This is a genomic window from Rhodococcus sp. S3, assembly GCF_058211795.1.
Genome location: NZ_CM177074.1, coordinates 1,294,004 through 1,310,333 on the forward strand (window position 1 = coordinate 1,294,004; position 16,330 = coordinate 1,310,333).

Below are 16,330 nucleotides of genomic sequence, written 5' to 3' on the forward strand. Positions count from 1 at the left end.
ATGCACGTGAACGAGCAGACGCTCCCCGAGCTGGGCGTGCCCGTCCCGAGCTACCGGCGCGACGACGTCTCCGTCGGCATCGTGCACTTCGGTGTGGGCGGATTCCACCGCGCGCACCAGGCGATGTACGTCGACCGGCTCCTCGAACAGGGGAAGGCGAAGGAATGGGGTATCTGCGGCGTCGGGGTGCTCCCCGGTGATCGCCGCATGCAGGAGGCACTCGCCGCGCAGGACCACCTGTACACACTGGTGCTCACCCACCCCGACGGCACGTGGGAGCCGCGGGTGATCGGCTCCATCGTCGACTACCGTTACGCCCCCGACGATCCCGAGGCGGTCATCGAGCTCCTCGCGGCCCCGACCACCCGGATCATCTCGCTGACCGTCACCGAGGGCGGTTACAACATCCGTCACGACACCGGCGAGTTCGACATCGACGATCCGGCCGTGCAACACGATCTGCGGTCCGGCGAACCCCCGGCCACCGTCTTCGGTCTCGTCACCGAGGCTCTCGCCCGGCGACGGGAGCGGGGACTGCGCGCTCCGACGGTGATGTCGTGCGACAACATCGAGGGCAACGGAAGTGTCGCGCGCCGCGTCTTCACCGAATACGCGCGCCTCCTGAACCTGGATCTCGCGGAATGGATCACCGAGCACGTCCGTTTCCCCAACTCCATGGTCGACCGGATCACCCCGGTGACCACCGACGAGGTGGTCTCGGCGCTGTCCGAACGCTTCGACGTGCAGGACCGCTGGCCGGTCGCCGCCGAGCCCTTCACCTCGTGGGTCCTCGAGGAGGCCTTCGCCGACGGGCGACCGCCCTTCGAGGATGCGGGAGTGCAGATCGTCGAGGACGTCGCTCCCTACGAACTGATGAAGTTGCGCCTGCTCAACGCCGGTCACCAGGGGCTCTGCTATTTCGCGTATCTCATGGGATACCGCCTCGTCCACGAGGCCGCGCAGGATCCGCTCCTCGCCGGATTCGTCCGTGCCTACATGGACACCGACGCGACACCGACCCTGAAACCGGTGCCGGGCATCGATCTCGACGAGTACAAGACCACCCTCATCGAGAGGTTCGCGAACCCCGAGATCCGGGACACGATCGCCCGCTTGTGCGCCGAGTCGTCCGATCGCATCCCGAAGTGGCTGTTGCCGGTGATCCGGGAGAACCTGGCCACCGGTGGTCACGTGCAGTCGTCCGCGGCGATCGTCGCCTCGTGGGCGCGCTACGCCGAAGGTGTCGACGAGCAGGGGCAACCGATCGAGGTAGTCGACCGGCTCGCCGACACGCTCGTCCCGATCGCGCGACGACAACTCACGCATCCCACTGCCTTCATCGAGAACACCGAGGTCTTCGGCGATCTCGCGCAGAACCATCGCTTCGTCGACGCCTACACCTGGGCGCTCAACGCCCTGCACGGCGACGGCGCCCGCGCCACGCTGAAGGAACTTCCGGGAGAGCCGGAATGAACGGCCACGCCCTCGTCGTCGGAGAAGCCCTCGTCGACATCGTCCACCGCGGCGGTGCCGAACCCGTCGAGCATGTGGGCGGGAGCCCGCTCAACGTCGCGCTCGGTCTGGGGCGGCTCGACCGGCCCGTGCAGTTCACGACCCGCGTCGGCACCGACGCCCGCGGACGGCGGATCGTCGACCATCTCGCAGCCTCCGGTGTGTCGTTGACACCGGGCAGCGCGGCAGCCGAGCGCACGGCGACCGCACACGCGGAGATCGACGAGAAGGGCTCCGCGAAGTACGAATTCGACATCGTCTGGGATCCGGTCGAGCCGCCACCGTCGGTGGACGCCGTGCTCGTGCACACCGGGTCCATCGCGACGGTGCTCGAACCCGGGTGCGATCTCGTCGCCGAACTGGTTGCGCAGCAGTCGGGAACGTCCACGGTGAGCTTCGACCCGAACGTCCGCCCGGCACTGCTCGACGACCCGGCGCGCGGACGGGAACGGATCGAACGCCTCGTCTCGCTCGCCGATGTGGTCAAGGCCAGCGACGAGGACCTGACGTGGTTCGCGCCCGACCGCGACCCGCTCGACACTGCACGGGACTGGCTCTCGCGAGGGCCGGCGATCGTCGCGGTCACCCGCGGAGAACACGGTGCGGTGGCGCTGTGCGCGGCCGGAACTGTCGAGGTGCCCGCCGTGCGGGTCGAGGTGGTCGACACGGTCGGCGCCGGCGACGCCTTCACCACCGGTCTGCTCGACGGATTGTGGACCTGTGGCCTCCTCGGCGCCGGCAATCGGGAACGACTGCGCGGCATCGGAATCGACGACCTGCGCGACGTGCTCGACACCGCCGCGTGGACCTCCGGCCTGACCGTCGCGCGCGCCGGCGCCGACCTGCCCACGCTGACCGACCGCACCGCGGCCCGGGAGGCGGGACGATGACGCTCGTCGCCGGGATCGATTCGTCCACCCAGTCGTGCAAGGTCGTCGTGTGCGACGCCGACACCGGGGCCGTCGTGCGTGAGGGCCGTGCTCCCCATCCACCCGGCACCGCGGTGGACCCGCTGGAGTGGCGCGCGGCATTCGAACGAGCGTGTTCCGAAGCGGGTGGGCTCGACGACGTCGCGGCGATCTCGGTGGGAGCGCAGCAGCACGGCATGGTGTGCCTCGACGAGCGTGGCGATGTGGTCCGCGACGCGCTGTTGTGGAACGACACGAGATCCGCAGCGACAGCAGCCGATCTCGTCGACGAGGCCGGTGGGGCGGGCGCGTGGGCCGAGGCCGTCGGGGTGGTGCCGCTCGCCGCGATCACCGTCGCGAAGGCCCGCTGGCTAGCCGACCATGAACCCGGCAACGCCGACCGCACCGCGGCGCTGTGCCTGCCGCACGACTGGCTGACGTGGACGATGCGCACCGACCGCGACCTCGACCGGCTCGCCACCGATCGCAGTGACGCGAGCGGCACCGGCTACTTCGACGCATCCACCGACACCTATCGCCGGGATCTGCTCGAACTGGCCCTGCGCCGGCCGAGCCCGATCCTTCCGCGGGTCGCCGGGCCGGCCGAGAGCATCGGGGAGACGGTCTCCGGCGCCCTGCTCGGTCCGGGAGCGGGCGACAATGCGGCGAGCGCGCTGGCCCTCGACGTCCGCGAGGGCGACGTGGTCGTCTCCATCGGCACGTCGGGCGTGGTGTGTGCCGTGTCCACGACACCGGCCCGCGATGCGGACGGTTACGTCGCGGGATTCGCCGACGCGACCGGCCGGCACCTGCCACTGGTGTGCACGCTCAACGGGGCCCGGGTACTGGACGCCACCGCGACGATGCTCGGCGTCGACCACACCGAGCTCACGCGGCTCGCACTCTCGGCGCCGGCCGGCAGCGACGGACTCGTGCTGGTCCCGTATCTGGAAGGGGAACGCACCCCGAACCGTCCCGGCGCGACCGGCGCCCTGCACGGGTTGCGGCTCGGAACGGCGACGCCCGCACATCTCGCCCGCGCGGCGTTCGAGGGCCTGTTGTGCTCGCTGGCCGACGGCATCGACCACATCCGGGCGCAGGGCACCGAGGTCCGGCGGGTGCTGCTCGTCGGCGGTGGGGCTCGCTCGCAGGCGGTGTGCGAGCTGGCGCCGGCGGTGCTGGGCATGCCCGTCGACGTTCCCGAACCGGGGGAGTACGTGGCGCGAGGCGCGGCGCGGCAGGCGGCGTGGGTGCTGCGCGGAGGCGACGAGCCCCCCACTTGGGAACCCGAACCGAGCCGGCACTACGAGGCCGACCCGACCCCGCACGTGCGGGAGCGTTACGCGGAGGTGCGGGATCTGACCGACCGCTGAGGCGCAGCGTTCAGGGAAGGTCCTCGATACGCAGGCCCAGATGGGCGGCGAACTGCCCTGCCAGGGCGACGGCCTGGTGGGCGTCGATCGTCGCGCCCTTCATCCCGCCCATGTTGCGGATCGTGTCGATGCGCAGGCCGCGCAGGTCGACCTGGTCGAGGGTTGCGCGGTCGAGGTCGAGGACGCCGACGGAACAGTCCTCGAAGGCGACGCGGGTGAAGGTGCCTCCGCCCAGATCCAGTTCGTCGAGGATGCAACCGCGGAAGAGCACGTCGCGTCCCGTGGCGGCCCTCAGATTGACCAGGCCGAGTTTCGAATCCGCGATCGTGACACTGCGCAGATCCGCATCGAAGAGGTCCAGCGCACCGATGCGGCTGTCGCGGATGTGCACGCGGTGCAGGCTGCTGCGCGGCGCGAACAGATTCGGTGCCTGCATGCGCTCGACCAGGGTGTCGCGCAGGCGTGCGTTCGTGAGGTCGCTGTCGGCGACGATCGATGCGACGAGCGAACATTCGGACAGGACGATCCCTGTCAGATCACGGCCCGTCAGGTCCGTGCCGGTGTAGCGCACGCTCTCGAAGATCCCGTGTGCGTGCAGTTCGTCGCCGTCCGTGTCGGTGAGGACACCGAGGTCCGGAGCGTCGATCCTCGGCGGACGGGTGGTGGAACGAGCAGCCATGGTTCTCGGAGCCTCCGGATCGGTCGGGTGTCTGCCGTTCAGCTTCCCAACTCGTCGGGTTCGGGGGAACGTGGGGGACAGGCCCGTCCCCGGTTGCGATGTGCTACTCGGCTACGCGGAGCGACGCTGCTGGGCCGCCCGCGCTCGGTGCCGGCGCACCGCGGCGCGGTTCGCGCAACGCACGGAGCAGTACTGCTGGCGGCCGTTGCGGGTGATGTCCACGACCACGGCCGAGCACGGGTTGGTCGGGATGCTCGCTGCGGCGCACCGATGGAGGCGGTGCATTCCGCGAGTGGTGAGGTGCAGTGCCGTGCCGACACTGATCACCGCGCGGAGTACGTCGGGGAGAGGCTGGACCTCGTCGCGGTAGTGCAGGTGCCATCCCTCGCCGTCGTGGTCGGTCAGCCGGGGATAGGCCGCTGCGGTGGCCATCTGTTCGTTGAGCAGGCGCGCACGTTCCCGGGGGTCGGACGCGTCGACGACGGCGAGCCAGTCGTCGATGACCTCGCGGGTGCGCTGATGGTCGTCGGGCGCGGTCGGGAAGTCCATGGTCATGCCCACCTCGCGGGTACGCGCCATGATGCCGGCCCGATCGTCGGGCCAGTCGTCGGCCAGCGACGCCGCGAGGAGGACCGCATACTCGCCGTAAGGGTTGAGATGCATAAGGACATTACATCATGGTGGTGGACATGACCGCCATCGAAGCTCGGAACCCACAGGAATGCCCCGCCCGGACTCCCGCTCACGAACACGCGTGGAGCGTGGAGTCGAGTCACGCCACGTCGATCGGGCAGGTGCTGTACGTGCGCTGCGTCGGATGCGGGACCCGGCGCGTCGATCTCGGCGGGGCGCCCTTCGTTCCGCCGACCGCGCTGAGTACCGAAGTGTCCCTGAATGATTGAGTCACCGGTCGAGTATCGGACGTGTGCAGATTTCCGTCAGAAATCACCCTCGGCGACCTGGAAACACACCAGTCCCATCCGCCGCCACATGCGCACCACCTGATCGCGATCGTCGAGCACCGCGATGATGCGGTAGCGGTGCCGGATGTGACGGTCGAACAATTCGGCCTTGACGATCGAATCCTTCCGATTATCGCCTGCCGGACGCATGTACAGCTCGTCGTAGGGGATGTCGTGCCGGGCGAGCCACTCCTCGGTCTCCGGTCGGCACACGCCGTCGCGTCCCGAGAGCAACACGATCGCGGCCCGGTCGGGGGCGGCGGCGAACGCCCGCACCGCGGCCTCGACCGCCGGGGAGACGGTGTCCTCGCCCACCCTGTGCCAGTGGAAGGGACTCCGGTCGCTCATGTGCGCGAGCGTTCCGTCGATGTCGACGAGCCAGGCCGGCGGCAACGTCGGATCCTCGACATATCGCGCCGGTGGTGCGGGTGCGGTGCTCGGCGGCCGATGCCGTTGCCTCCCCGGTTTCCTGCGATCGCGCGTCTTCTTCGTCACGGACGACGTATACCCACTCCGGCGACTACGTGTGCATGCGCCCGGTCTGCGGAAGGGGCGAAGGTCGTGCCGCCGGACCGGCGGGTCCCGGAGACGACCGGCGAGGCGGCATCGCGGATCCGTCGGTTCGGCGCCATGGCCACACAACCGAATGCGAAATATTCTGCCGGACAACACGTGCCATGATTCCGGGGTGCATCAATGCCGACGGGGGATCCAGCAGTCCGGACACCCGGGCGAACGCTGTGCCCACCCTGGTGTCGTATGCGGCTGCCGCGTGCACCATCGGTACGTATGCATTGCCGATCCTCGTCTTCGGATCCCGCCGGCCCTCGACACCGGGGAACGCGAGATCGCCACCGGTGGACATCGCCCAGGCATCGTCGACGACACGCGCGAGCTTCCGCTGAACGGCAGCGGACGGCCCGTGGTCGTCGAGGAGACGACCCATTGCGGTGGCTTCGAGGGCGGCGACCGTCATCCCCTGGGCATAGATCGGATCGAAACTGCAGAACGCGTCGCCGAGGACGAGGAATCCGTCGGGAAATCGGGCGAGAAGATCGTAGCGATGCCACGTGCTCGCCCGGAAGCGATACCGGACGACGTCCTCGACCCATTCGGCATCCGCGATCGCGTCGTACAGGTCCCGGTATCTCAGGGACCGCGCGAATTCGAGATAGTCCCTCCGGGTCGCCGGCACGGTTTCGCCGCGGACCCCGATCAGGGCCACCACGCACCGATCCGATTCGACGGTGAGCAGGGCAGCGCCCCGTGGATGTTCGGGGGTGGGCGCCATGACGATGCCCCGGTCGCTGCCGAGCGCAACCGAAGAAGTACGGAACACCGCGGTGGCGTAGCCGACATCGAGCTCGACGGTGTCGACCCGGGGCCGCGGACAGCCCTGTCTTCCGAGCCATTCGGAGGCGCGGGATCCGCGTCCGGTCGCATCGACGACGAGGTCGGCATCGAGTATCTGTTCGGCGCTTCCGTCGGTGTGACGGATGATCCGCGCACCGACCACCCGGCTGCGGTCCGCGGTCGTGACGAGACCCGCTGCATCACACCGTTCGACGATCTCGACGTTCGTCAACGCCGCCACACGGTCACGAATGCGGCGCTCCAGCAGTGGCCGGCCGGCCGCCAGTACTCGAAGTCCACTCCGCCCCTGACGAATCCGGTGGCCACTGAGAATCCAGCGTACGTCGCCCAGATGGTCGAGGGTGGGAACGCCTGCAGCGGTCAGCTCCTGCGACAGCCCGGGGAACATCTCCTCGACGAGCTGCTGTCCCCGTGAGATCAGCACGTGGATGTGCCGTCCCTGGGGCACGCCACGGCGTGGTTCGTCCGTGGACGGCAGCCGGTCGCGATCGATCACCGTCACCTCGGCGAACCTGTCCGACAGGACACGTGCAGCCGACAATCCGCTCATGCTCGCGCCGAGAACCACGGCGCGCTCTCCGATCGACATGATCACACCTCCTCCGCGGAATCGATCGTCGCTGCGGAAGGTGCTCGCTCGACAGGCCGGAACCTGCTCACCTGTGCTCACGGGCGGACGGCGCCTCGCCGTACACCTCCAGATCCCACAACCACCCGACGACGCGGGTGACGCCGCGTGTCAGATGCCGGCGGTACGTACTGAACGGCAGCCCGAGTCTGGCCGCCGCGGCTTCCTGGGTTGCAGCACCGCGCACGTACGTGCGGTCCACCGCACGGAAGAGCTTGTCGTCCCGAGGGTCGCTCGCCAGGGAATCGATCGCCTCACGAAGGAGCGCGCGCAGCACCGCCGGATCGGGATCGTCGGGAGAGGACTGTTTGCGGAGGAACCTCGTGTGTAACAGAGGATTACGAGAGAGGAGATCGGGTCGATGGAGGTCGCGCAGCGCACTTCGGACCGCCTCCGCAAATTCTCTCTCCGACAGCGCGAGAGGTGGGGACACCGTGGGCTCGGGACCGCTGTGCCCCTGAGTCAGAGCACGATCGGTGACGACGGTGAGCCACTCGTCGACATCCCGTCGACGGAAGTCGTGGGCGAACAGTCCGTAGCGGCGATCACCGACCGCGAAATCCGCCCCTTCGGCGCGGGGGAGGTCTGCGACCGCGAAGTACTCGTTCCACCGGTCGGGCTCCGCCAGCGCCAGGAAGTCCCACGACAGATGCGGAAGGGTGAGATAGCGCTGGAAGGTGAGTACCGGAACCGAGTTCATTGTGGGAGAGGGATTCTGGTACTCCGCGCGATCGATGACGATGCGTGTGATCGTGACGCACTCGCCGGGACGGGGAGGCGCTGTCCGCCGGGCGAAATCCCATGCGGCGCGCGTCGCCGGGTCGGCACGGACATCCTCGGGTGACGCTCGCGAGAGTTCCAGGAGACCGATCACACCACGTATCGATCCGTCGGTGTCGCGCAGCACGAAGAACCCCTCGGGTTGTCGCTCGAGCCAGCGTCGCGCGTGCACCGCGGATTCGTCTCCCTCCGACGTCTGCACGAGTTCGACGATCGCGGAGTGATCGGCCTGCTCCGCACGTTCGGGTTGCGCGCTTCCCCACGACTGCCAATCCACGGGCGACAGCACACCGGGAAGATTGCGGAACACGAACTTCAGGTCCACGATGGCCTGCTGCTTTTCGTGTTCTCCTGCAGAATCGAGACTGCGGCGAATGCCCTTCCACACGCGGTGGAAGGTGTACCGGTAGGCCTCGGGATCCCGCCAGCGCAGATCGGCGTCGAGGACGTCGCGTGCCAGATCGTGGGGAAACAATCCCTCCGGACCCGCTTCGACGAACGACAGCTCACGTAGCCATTCGAACTCGGCGTGTGCATCGGTGAGCTCGAGGGTGTCGCGCAGCAGGGCTTCGCTGGTCACCCGGGCGAGCGCACACACTTCCAGGGCGTGGCGATGCTCGATCCCCGGCTCGGTGTCGAGAAACCGTCGGAGCAACATCCCGACGAGATCCGGTGGCCACGGCGCACGTACGTCGCCTCCTCGGACGAAGACGTCCGTGAGCAGACCGAGCCCGAGCGGATGCCCGTGCGTTGCCTCGATGATCTCGTCGTGCAGTTCCTCGGGAACCCGCACAGCGGTGAGGTAGGCAGCGCTCGTAGCGGGGTCGAAATTCCTCAGAGACACGATCCGGAGCAGATCACCCCAACCCGGATCGGTGCGCCATCCTGCGGAGGGCGGTGACCTGTCGGCGATCACCGTCAGCGTCGTCGCAGGAAGACCGGGAAGAAAGTCGGTTCGGATCCAGTCGTCGAGCACACGTAGCCGCTCGTACGAGTCCAGGAGAAGCACCCTCGGCCGGTCGCCGATGAGGCGATCGACCGACGCGAGGACCGAACCGGGCGACGCATCCGTGTTGCGCCCGTCGATCACCGTCACCACGCGACGGCTCTGTTCCGCAAGATCGGAGATCGCGCCGAGCAGACAGGTCTTGCCGATGCCTCCGGGACCGTACAGGTACAGCACGGCGATCGAGGGTTCGGGGGAGTCCAGTGCGGAGCGAACGAGCTCGAGCTCGGCATCGCGACCGACGAACACGCGTCGCGCCCGTGCGGCGAGACGATCGCTGAGAGGCCGTGAGGACCGCGAGGCGCTCCCCATGCCACCCGATGCTACGCCCGGGGGACCTAGTGGTCGGGCAGTCCGACGAGTCGTGCGCTCTCGCGCCACAACCGCTCGGCGTGTTCGTCGTTGCGAGCGAGCACCGACGGTTCCGCCCACGACGGTTCGCCGCGGCGCAGTGCGAGATAACCCCGGCCGTCCGGAACGTCGATGTCACCGAGAACGAGGTCTGCGAGCGTGTTCCCGGCTTCGGTCTGCGTGTTGAAGGTGTCCTGCACGATGCGGAGGAACATGCCCGCTCGTGTCCCGAGGACGCGCCACGCCAGTCGCATCGGAGTGGGGAGTGCTCGTGCCAGTCCGGTTCCGAAGACCTGGCCGGGATCGAAGGCGACCGCGTCGATCCGTCGGGCCCGAACCGAGTCGTCCTTCGACAGCATCCGCATCGTGAGGACGGTGCACAGCTTCGAGGCGGTGTAGGCGTGCTGTCCCGCCTTGCGGGGATGCGAATCCAGGTCGGGATCCCGTTCGGGGTGGGCGAGCGACCCGGCATCGGCATGTCGTGGCGGTACCATTCCCGCACCGGTCGCGGGGTCGTGCGTGCCGCTGGTGGTCGCCACCACCACGGCCCGGTCCGCCAGAGCCGGAAGCAACAGTCGCAGCAGCAGGTAGTGGGCGAGATGGTTGACGGCGAAGGTCGTCTCGAATCCGTCGACGGTCCGCGCGGCGACGTCGCTCCGGATCATCCCGGCATTCAGCACGAGTGCGTCGATCCGATCGCTGCGCTCGAGAACCGCCGTCGCGAACGCGCGAACGGAGTCCAGGGAGGACAGATCGAGCGGGAGTACCTCCCCGGTGGATGCGGCGTGCCGGGCGCCGTGGACGAGGAGCATCCCGTCCGCACCCGAGATCCGTTCGGCGGCGATCGCCCCGAAACCCGACGTTCCTCCGGTCATGACCGTCGCGGACATGCTTTCCCCCTACGAGCGCGGGAGCCTGCGGCCCGACCTGCGAGTGCACACGGCGATGAGAATCCGGGCCGGACAGGGTCTGCCTTCGTGACAGTGGAACACATTCGACGACACGAGGAGTCACGATGCCCAGGATCACCCCGTGGCTGTGGTTCGACATGAACGCCGAGGAGGCCGCGAACTTCTACATCGGCATCTTTCCCAACTCCAAGATCGGTGAGATCACCCATTACACCGAGGAGTCCACCGGAGGCGACGTCCCGGTTCCACCGGGGACCCCGATGACGGTCGAGTTCTTCCTCGACGGCCAGGTCTTCTACGGACTCAACGGAGGACCGCAGTTCCGGTTCTCCGAAGCGGTGTCCTTCCAGATCGACTGCGCCGACCAGGAGGAGGCCGACCACTACTGGTACGCGCTGACCGCCGACGGCGGCGAGGAATCCGCGTGCGGATGGTTGAAGGACAAGTACGGCCTGTCGTGGCAGGTGGTACCGAAACGGCTGAACGAACTGCTCGCCGACCCCGATCCGGAGGTCGCGAAGCGCGTGACCGCCGCGATGATGAAGATGCGCCGGATCGACGTGTCGGCGCTCGAGGCCGCCGCGCGCGGCTGATCGGCGCCCGAGCGCTGCGGTACGTTTCGGTGCATGACCACTCGCACCCAGCGGCTCGACGACCTGCCGTTCACCGGCAGACATCGCCGCCTGCTGACCGGCTCCGGCGTGGGCTGGGCCCTCGACGCCATGGACGTCGGGTTGATCTCGTTCGTCATGGCGGCCCTGGCGGTGCAGTGGGATCTGTCGTCGACGCAGCTCTCGTGGATCGGATCCATCGGCTTCGTCGGCATGGCGATCGGTGCGTCCCTCGGTGGTCTGCTCGCCGACCGCATCGGACGCCGGCAGGTCTTCGCCGCGACGCTGCTCGTCTACGGTCTCGCGACCGGTGCGGCGGCGCTGTCGACGTCGGTGGCGATGCTCATCGCCCTGCGGTTCGTCGTCGGACTCGGACTCGGTGCCGAACTGCCGGTCGCGTCGACGCTGGTCAGTGAATTCGCGCCCCGCAAGGTGCGAGGACGCGTGGTCGTCGCCCTCGAGGCGTTCTGGGCGGTCGGCTGGCTGCTGGCCGCTCTCATCGGCTATTTCGTCGTTCCCACCAGCGACAACGGATGGCGGTGGGCGCTCGCCGTCGGGCTCGTCCCGGCCGCCTACGCCCTCGTCGTGCGGTTCGGCCTACCCGAATCGGTGCGTTATCTCGAGAGTCGCGGTCGGCACGCGGAAGCCGAGGAGATCGTGCGCGACTACGAGCGCTCGGCGGGGGTCACCTCCGTTCCGGAGGACAGCGACGATACGGACGACAGCGAACAGTCCGTCGCAGAAGTCGAGCGTCCACCCCGCGGATCGGTGTGGGCGCCGAGCCTGCGCCGCCGCACCGCGGCGCTGTGGATCGTGTGGTTCGGGATCAACTTCTCGTACTACGGCGCGTTCATCTGGCTGCCGAGCCTGCTCGTCGCGCAGGGCTTCGACCTGGTCACCTCGTTCGGCTACACGTTGCTCATCACGCTCGCCCAGCTACCGGGCTACGGCGTCGCGGCGTGGCTGATCGAGGTGTGGGGACGCCGCCTGACGCTGGGGGTCTTCCTCGCCGGGTCGGCAGTCTCGGCAGGGTTGTTCGGGCTCGCCGAGACTCCGGGAACGATCGTCGCGGCGGGCATGGCGCTGTCGTTCTTCAACCTCGGAGCCTGGGGTGCGCTGTACGCGATCGGACCCGAGCTGTATCCCACGCCGGTGCGGGGCGCCGGCACCGGTTCGGCAGCGGCCTTCGGGCGGCTCGCGTCGATCATCGCGCCGCTGCTGGTGCCGGTGCTGCTGGGCGCCGGCGGCAACGGTCTCGTCTTCGGTGCGTTCGCGGCATCGTTCGTCGTCGCCGCGCTCGCGGCGTTCACGCTGCCCGAGCGGGCCGGGACGGTTCTCGACGAGAGGTGACGTCGGGAACCGCCCCGGCCGGTGCTCAGAGACGCTCGCGCAGTTCGACCTTGCGGATCTTGCCCGAGGCGGTCTTCGGCAGGGCGCCGAAGACGATGCTGTCGGGAACCTTGAAACCGGCGAGCTGCGAACGCACGTGCGCGCGCAGTTCCGCCTCGTCGGCGCTCGCGCCGCTGCGCAGTGCCACGTAGGCGACGGGACGTTCGCCCCACTTCTCGCTCGGCGCCGCGACGACGGCGGCCTCGAGAACGGCCGGGTGGCTGATGAGGGCCGCCTCGACCTCGACGGACGAGATGTTCTCGCCACCGGAGATGATGACGTCCTTCGCGCGGTCGCGGATCTCGATGTAGCCGTCCGGATGCATGACGCCGATGTCGCCGGTGCGGAACCAGCCGTCCGGCACGGCGCGGGCGGTCGCGTCCGGGTTGTTGTAGTAACCGAGCATCACATTGTTGCCGCGCAGCGCGATCTCACCGGTCGTCTCGCCGTCGGCGGGAACGTCGGAGCCCATCGGGTCGACGATGCGGAGTTCACCGGCCACGACGTTGCCCACGCCCTGCCGGGAGCGCAGCCGTGCCTTCTCGTCCTCGGGGAGGACGTCCCATTCCGAACGCCACTCGCAGATCGCCGCCGGGCCGTACGTCTCGGTGAGCCCGTACAGGTGGGTGATGTCGAGTCCGAGCGCGGTGCAGCGCTCGATGAGGGCGGGCGCCGGCGGTGCGCCACCGATCGCCGCGACGACACGGTGGTCGATGCCGCCCGCATTCGGGGCGTCGACCAGCGACGCGAGAACGGTCGGCGCACCGCACAGGTGCGTGACGTTCTCGGTGCGCACGAGATCCCAGATCCGCTCGGGGTCGACCTTGGGCAGGCACACGTGCGTGCCACCGGCTGCGGTGACGGCCCAGGTGAACGTCCAGCCGTTGCAGTGGAACATCGGCAGCGTCCACAGGTAGGTGGATCCGCTGTCGAGCCCGAAGTGCGCGACCATCGCCAGGGCCTGCAGGTAGGCGCCGCGCGCGTGGTACATCACGCCCTTCGGATCACCCGTCGTGCCGGACGTGTAGTTCAGGGCGATCATGGTGCGCTCGTCGGCGAGCGGCACGTACCGGTGGCGGGCGGCGGCGAGCTTGTCCTCGTAGTCGTCGCCGACGACCGTGATCGACGGCAGATCGGCCGTCGCCTCGCGTGCCAGATCGGCCAGCGACTCCTCGACGAGCAGGACCCGGCTGCCGGAGTGCTCGAGAATGAACCGCAGCTCCGGCGCGGTGAGGCGCGTGTTGAGCGAGACGAGCACGGCGCCCGCGTAGAGCACGCCGTAGTGCGCCTCGAGCATCAGCGAGGTGTTCGGCGCGAGTACTGCGACACGGTCGCCGGGTTCGACGCCGAGAGCGTGCAGCATGCCAGACTGTCGCAGGCACCGATCGCGCAATTCGGCGTAGGTGCGACGGACATCGCCGTCCACCATCGCGAGGTCGTCACGGAAGACCCGGGCGGAACGGTCGAGAAATGCCGTGGGCGTGAGTGTTTCGAAACTGAATTGCTCGGTCACGTCTGTCGGTGCTCCTTCGGATTACGTCGCGCGCGCACTCCCCATCGCGAACGATGATGCGCACACCTCCCCGTGTGCTGTGAGGGCATTGCTCATTCTTCCAAGAGCCGTTACCGATCTTGAACAGGGTCCATCCCTTCTCCGTACCGGCTGAACGCTCCGTCTGCCGTTGACCGGACCCGGAATCCGGCGTTCACTGAGAGACACCGTGCCCGTCCACGAGAGAAGGCGAGCGGTATGAGTGCTCGGCAGAACGAAGCCCGCCGAACCTCCCGTCCGGTGCGGCGGCCGACCGCGACGCATGCGAGGACCGCGGGGACGGAGACCCCAGCCGAGCCTGCGCGGACGCGCAGCCGTCGACCGCGCGAGCCCGAGCCCACCGAGCGGCGTCGCACCCGCGAACCCGAGACCACCCCCCAGCGGCGCACCCGCGAGCCCGAACCCGCTGCACGGCGTCGGGACCGCGACCCCGGGACCGGCTCGCGGCGCACCTCGACCCGAACCTCATCCCGATCGACCACTCGGACATCGACCCGTTCGGCCACCACGCCCCGCTCTCGTGCGAAGCCGGCGCCTCCGAAGGAGAGACGACCGCGTCCGCCGGCGAACGACGCCCGGGCAGGGAAACCGACCCGCCCCGCACGTGAGCGGCCACGAACCGAGCAGGCACAGTCGGAACCCACATCGCTCCTCGAGAGGCTGAAGGATGCGCTGCGGACCGGTGTCCGTACCGCGCTCGGCGGGTTCCGGGGACTCGGGGCGGGACTGACCCGGAAGATCCGCGGATGGGTGGACTCGCTCCTCGGCGAGGTCACCAGCGGCGGCGTGGGACTGCAGGCGGTCCTCGCCGGCATCCGGGCCGCGCTGGAAGGCCGCAATCCGGCCCTCGCCGCACTGGGCGGGCTGATCTCCGGACTCAGCACCAAGGCGAAGATCGGACTGGCCGTCCTGATCGTGCTGGTGCTGCTGCTCGGACCGGTCCTGCTCGTGATCCTGTTGCTGGCCGTCCTCGTCGCGGCGGTGATCAGCGCCGTCCGATCCGCAGGGGACTGATCTGCCGGAACGACCGGTCCGTCTGCCGTGAGCAGACGAACCGCCGGTTCGCGCCCGTCCGGGGTCAGGCTGGCTGCATGACGACCACCGAACCACTCTCGTACCGGGACCAACTGGCCGACAGACTCTTCCGTCAGCGCATCCTGCGACTGACCGGGGAGGTGGACGACGAGATGGCCGAGCGCGTGTGCTCGGAACTCGTCCTGCTCGCCTCCGCCGACGACCGGCGCGACATCGTCCTACACATCAACTCACCGGGCGGATCGGTCTTCGCCGGCCTCGCCATCTACGACACGATGCAACTCGTTCCCAACGACATCGTCACCGTGGCAGCGGGATTCGCCGCCAGCATGGGGCAGGTCCTGCTCGCGGCGGGCACGAAGGGCAAACGCGCGAGCCTCGCCCACAGCCGGATCATGATGCACCAACCCTCGGCCGGATTCTCGGGGACGGCCGTCGACATCGCGATCCAGGCCGAGAATCTCGAATACATGAAACTGCAGTCGCAGCAGATCCTCTCGGACGCCACCGGACATTCGCTCGAGGAGATCGAACGCGACAGCGACCGCGACCGGTGGTTCACCGCCGAACAGGCACGCGAGTACGGCATCGTCGACACCGTCGTCGGCTCGCTCGCCGAACTGGCGCCGTTCGCCTCGGGACGGCAGATGGGACTGGGACGATGAGCACCTACACGATCCCCAACGTCATCGAACGCACACCGGCGGGGGAGCGGTCGTTCGACGTCTTCAGCCGGTTGCTCAACGAACGCATCGTCTTCCTCGGTACCGAGATCGACGACGGGGTCGCCAACGTCATCATGGCGCAGATGTTGCATCTCGAGGCCGAATCCCCCGATCGGGAGATCGGCCTCTACATCAACTCACCCGGCGGATCGTCCACCGCGATGCTCGCGATCTACGACACCATGCAGTTCCTGCGCCCGAAGGTCGCGACCTACTGCATGGGACAGGCCGCGTCGGCGGCCGCCGTGCTGCTCGCGGCCGGAGCGCGCGGCCGTCGGCACGTGCTCGCTCATTCGCGGGTGCTGCTGCACCAGCCGTCGGCGCAGGGGCAGGGCACCATCTCCGATCTGGCCCTGCAGGCAGCGGAGGTGATGAGGGTGCGGGCCCAGACCGAGGAGATCCTGGCCGCGCACACCGGACGAGATATCGACCAACTGCGCCGCGACACCGACCGGGACCGAATCTTCTCACCGGCGGAGGCGGTCGCCTACGGCCTGGCCGATCACGTCATCGTCGACCGGGACGGATGACCCG

Annotated in this window: 15 protein-coding genes; 8 read left to right on the forward strand and 7 right to left on the reverse strand. The window is 68.6% G+C overall.

Annotation, left to right across the window (positions count from 1 at the left end; genetic code table 11):
- The 3 genes from AC0LPE_RS06100 to AC0LPE_RS06110 are packed head-to-tail and all read left to right on the forward strand — an operon-like array spanning position 1 to position 3,793.
- Entirely contained in the window at positions 1-1,473 is a 1,473-nt protein-coding gene (locus tag AC0LPE_RS06100) for a mannitol dehydrogenase family protein (protein ID WP_490605804.1), read from the forward strand.
- Positions 1,470-2,402 (forward strand): carbohydrate kinase family protein, encoded by a 933-nt coding sequence (locus AC0LPE_RS06105; RefSeq protein WP_016693889.1) that lies wholly within the window; start codon positions 1,470-1,472, stop codon positions 2,400-2,402. Before AC0LPE_RS06100 ends, AC0LPE_RS06105 begins: the two co-directional genes overlap by 4 nt.
- Positions 2,399-3,793 carry a xylulokinase gene (locus tag AC0LPE_RS06110; RefSeq protein WP_490605805.1) on the forward strand — a complete coding sequence of 465 codons (1,395 nt, stop codon included), beginning with the start codon at positions 2,399-2,401 and terminating at the stop codon, positions 3,791-3,793. The genes AC0LPE_RS06105 and AC0LPE_RS06110 overlap by 4 nt, the downstream gene beginning before the upstream one ends.
- A gap of 10 nt (positions 3,794-3,803) precedes the next feature.
- On the opposite strand, the gene AC0LPE_RS06115 is transcribed toward AC0LPE_RS06110, so the two are convergent.
- The 6 genes from AC0LPE_RS06115 to AC0LPE_RS06140 form a co-directional block, all read right to left on the reverse strand.
- Positions 3,804-4,472 (reverse strand): pentapeptide repeat-containing protein, encoded by a 669-nt coding sequence (locus tag AC0LPE_RS06115; RefSeq protein WP_088896637.1) that lies wholly within the window; start codon positions 4,470-4,472, stop codon positions 3,804-3,806.
- Between the two features lie 111 nt (positions 4,473-4,583).
- Positions 4,584-5,135 carry a CGNR zinc finger domain-containing protein gene (locus AC0LPE_RS06120; protein WP_088896638.1) on the reverse strand — a complete coding sequence of 184 codons (552 nt, stop codon included), beginning with the start codon at positions 5,133-5,135 and terminating at the stop codon, positions 4,584-4,586.
- A gap of 275 nt (positions 5,136-5,410) precedes the next feature.
- Complete coding sequence (locus AC0LPE_RS06125) at positions 5,411-5,929, reverse strand: phosphatase domain-containing protein (RefSeq protein ID WP_490605806.1); 519 nt, start codon at positions 5,927-5,929, stop codon at positions 5,411-5,413.
- A gap of 25 nt (positions 5,930-5,954) precedes the next feature.
- The gene (locus tag AC0LPE_RS06130; RefSeq protein WP_490605807.1) at positions 5,955-7,397 is read right to left on the reverse strand and encodes an FAD-dependent oxidoreductase; all 1,443 of its coding nucleotides are present in this window, start codon (positions 7,395-7,397) and stop codon (positions 5,955-5,957) included.
- Between the two features lie 67 nt (positions 7,398-7,464).
- Positions 7,465-9,534: an ATP-binding protein gene (locus AC0LPE_RS06135; protein WP_490605808.1), complete on the reverse strand. Its 2,070-nt coding sequence runs from the start codon at positions 9,532-9,534 to the stop codon at positions 7,465-7,467.
- Between the two features lie 26 nt (positions 9,535-9,560).
- Positions 9,561-10,463 carry an SDR family NAD(P)-dependent oxidoreductase gene (locus AC0LPE_RS06140; protein ID WP_490605809.1) on the reverse strand — a complete coding sequence of 301 codons (903 nt, stop codon included), beginning with the start codon at positions 10,461-10,463 and terminating at the stop codon, positions 9,561-9,563.
- A 125-nt stretch (positions 10,464-10,588) separates the two neighbouring features.
- Here AC0LPE_RS06140 and AC0LPE_RS06145 point away from each other — a divergent pair, with 125 nt between their 5' ends.
- Positions 10,589-11,077, forward strand: coding sequence for a VOC family protein (locus AC0LPE_RS06145; RefSeq protein ID WP_423660338.1), 489 nt, complete (start codon positions 10,589-10,591; stop codon positions 11,075-11,077).
- Between the two features lie 33 nt (positions 11,078-11,110).
- Positions 11,111-12,445, forward strand: a complete 1,335-nt coding sequence (locus AC0LPE_RS06150) for an MFS transporter (protein WP_088896645.1) — start codon at positions 11,111-11,113, stop codon at positions 12,443-12,445.
- A gap of 25 nt (positions 12,446-12,470) precedes the next feature.
- Here AC0LPE_RS06150 and AC0LPE_RS06155 read toward each other — a convergent pair whose 3' ends face one another.
- Entirely contained in the window at positions 12,471-13,997 is a 1,527-nt protein-coding gene (locus AC0LPE_RS06155; RefSeq protein WP_442802270.1) for an AMP-binding protein, read from the reverse strand.
- A gap of 789 nt (positions 13,998-14,786) precedes the next feature.
- On the opposite strand from AC0LPE_RS06155, the gene AC0LPE_RS06160 reads away from it, so the two are divergent.
- From AC0LPE_RS06160 to AC0LPE_RS06170, 3 genes are all read left to right on the forward strand, one after another.
- A complete protein-coding gene (locus AC0LPE_RS06160) occupies positions 14,787-15,050 on the forward strand; it encodes a hypothetical protein (RefSeq protein ID WP_229567498.1) in 264 nt (87 codons plus the stop codon).
- 77 nt (positions 15,051-15,127) lie between these two features.
- Complete coding sequence (locus AC0LPE_RS06165; protein WP_301847530.1) at positions 15,128-15,736, forward strand: ClpP family protease; 609 nt, start codon at positions 15,128-15,130, stop codon at positions 15,734-15,736.
- Positions 15,733-16,326, forward strand: a complete 594-nt coding sequence (locus AC0LPE_RS06170) for a ClpP family protease (protein WP_160874873.1) — start codon at positions 15,733-15,735, stop codon at positions 16,324-16,326. The genes AC0LPE_RS06165 and AC0LPE_RS06170 overlap by 4 nt, the downstream gene beginning before the upstream one ends.
- Positions 16,327-16,330: the final 4 nt, after the last annotated feature.

Bases quoted from the DNA above. Each gene is read 5' to 3' on its own strand.
- AC0LPE_RS06100 (WP_490605804.1), top strand. From the start codon at position 1: ATGCACGTGAACGAGCAGACGCTCCCCGAGCTGGGCGTGCCCGTCCCG.
- AC0LPE_RS06105 (WP_016693889.1), top strand. From the start codon at position 1,470: ATGAACGGCCACGCCCTCGTCGTCGGAGAAGCCCTCGTCGACATCGTC.
- AC0LPE_RS06110 (WP_490605805.1), top strand. From the start codon at position 2,399: ATGACGCTCGTCGCCGGGATCGATTCGTCCACCCAGTCGTGCAAGGTC.
- AC0LPE_RS06115 (WP_088896637.1), bottom strand. From the start codon at position 4,472: ATGGCTGCTCGTTCCACCACCCGTCCGCCGAGGATCGACGCTCCGGAC.
- AC0LPE_RS06120 (WP_088896638.1), bottom strand. From the start codon at position 5,135: ATGCATCTCAACCCTTACGGCGAGTATGCGGTCCTCCTCGCGGCGTCG.
- AC0LPE_RS06130 (WP_490605807.1), bottom strand. From the start codon at position 7,397: ATGTCGATCGGAGAGCGCGCCGTGGTTCTCGGCGCGAGCATGAGCGGA.
- AC0LPE_RS06135 (WP_490605808.1), bottom strand. From the start codon at position 9,534: ATGGGGAGCGCCTCGCGGTCCTCACGGCCTCTCAGCGATCGTCTCGCC.
- AC0LPE_RS06140 (WP_490605809.1), bottom strand. From the start codon at position 10,463: ATGTCCGCGACGGTCATGACCGGAGGAACGTCGGGTTTCGGGGCGATC.
- AC0LPE_RS06145 (WP_423660338.1), top strand. From the start codon at position 10,589: ATGCCCAGGATCACCCCGTGGCTGTGGTTCGACATGAACGCCGAGGAG.
- AC0LPE_RS06150 (WP_088896645.1), top strand. From the start codon at position 11,111: ATGACCACTCGCACCCAGCGGCTCGACGACCTGCCGTTCACCGGCAGA.
- AC0LPE_RS06165 (WP_301847530.1), top strand. From the start codon at position 15,128: ATGACGACCACCGAACCACTCTCGTACCGGGACCAACTGGCCGACAGA.
- AC0LPE_RS06170 (WP_160874873.1), top strand. From the start codon at position 15,733: ATGAGCACCTACACGATCCCCAACGTCATCGAACGCACACCGGCGGGG.